Annotated in this window: 1 protein-coding gene; it reads left to right on the forward strand. The window is 46.9% G+C overall.

All coding sequences use genetic code 11. The features are described 5' to 3' along the window. On the forward strand, positions 1 to 1,686 hold a 1,686-nt coding region (locus ACP5KC_RS10535; RefSeq protein WP_428287566.1), incomplete at both ends, for a restriction endonuclease subunit M.

A 1,686-nucleotide genomic window follows, 5' to 3' on the forward strand; every position in this document is an offset into this window, starting at 1 on the left:
CACCTATTAGAAGTGAGGCGCAAGTTGAGGATAGGATCCGTGACGTGTTAGCTAAATTCCTGAATCAGAGGTTCAACGGTATCACTATTACTGCCGTTGAACGTCAATACGATGTAGGTGGTAATAGGAGGGCTGACATAGCTGTCCTAAAGGATGATGGTAGGCCACTGCTCATTATAGAGACTAAGAGGAAGATCGAGAGGCATGGGGGTTGGAGGGTTGAGAGGAATTTCATAGTTTCATCGCCTGAAGTCGTTGGGCAAGCCATGGCCTATGCAGCATTGTTGCGGAAGAAAGGGATCCACGTACCATTCATAGCCACAGCTAACGATAGGCAGATAGCCGTATTCCTCGTACCAGAGGATCTTGAGAATTTTGTAGACTGGGAGGCTGTGAGGAAGAGGGATTACGGTAGAGTTATCAGAAACTTCTACGACTACAGACACAACTACATGCTCCTACACGAGGTTCACAGCTTCTCTGAGCAGTACTTCCGGGACCTTCTAGATAAGTTAACGGGTATTTATGCTAAACCCGACAGTCTTAAGGAGAAGAGGCAACCGCTCCACTGGATCCTAATAGAGGATTTAAGGGGTTTCGTTGATCTCCTAACGCCATACGTGCTTGAAGCTATAGCACCTAACGGTAGGTATCGTGTTGAAATTGCTGAGATGGTTGAGGATTATGCTCGTAGGAGGGGTTACAGTCCCGCCCCCGGGAACCTAGCTAGGGAGATGGCGTATGTGCTACTCAACAAGATAGTATTCTACAAGATCCTAGAGAGATTCTACGGACTACCAAAGCTACAACCCCTCTACAGGGAAGGCGAGGTTAGGACCGTTAGCGAGTACCTCACACGTTTAAGGGCGCTCTTCGCTCAAGCTGTCAAAGTTACAGAGGATTATAGGGCAATATTCGATACTGGGTTGTACGATGCTATCGATATAGTAGAGAGTGAGAATATCCTGGAGGCACTGGATTACATCATAGGGCTCATGGACTACTATGAGGTTGAGAAATTCGGCGATATAATTGGCTACGTCTACGAGGATCTGATACCGGGTGAGGAGAGGCACCAGCTAGGTCAGTTCTACACGCCTAGACCCATAGCTGAGCTTATAGTAAAATGGGCTATTAGAAGCCCCGACGACAAGATCCTAGACCCCGGTTGCGGCTCGGGGACGTTCCTAGTCGAGGCCTACAAGAGGCTTGCAGAGCTTAAGTTAAAGAGATCATATGGTGAGATAGAATATGTGCGCTCTGATGTACATAGGCAGATATTGGGTCAATTGTATGGAATCGACATAAATGAGTTTCCAGCACACTTAACAGCAATAAACTTAGCTATGAGGAATCCTAGGGCTCCAAGCGATAACATAAACATATTTGTAAAGGACTATTTCACGGTAATACCAGGTCAAAAGCTACTAGCACCGTATAGGGTCGCGACACCGGAGGGTCGAAAGCAACTCGAAGTGGAATTCAAGGATTTCGACGCCGTAGTGGGTAACCCACCTTATACAAGGTGGACTGAGATCATTAATGACACGCAGGATACGATATTGAGGCTGTATCGTAGAATATTAACCAAGTACAATCTAACTCCTCAAGTCCAGAGAGGTGTTGAACCGGGCATATACGTTTACTGGATCATACACTCCACAGGCTTCCTTAAGGAGGGTGGGA

Origin of the sequence: Infirmifilum sp. (assembly GCF_049970975.1) — an archaeon.
Lineage (GTDB): Archaea > Thermoproteota > Thermoprotei > Thermofilales > Thermofilaceae > Thermofilum > Thermofilum uzonense.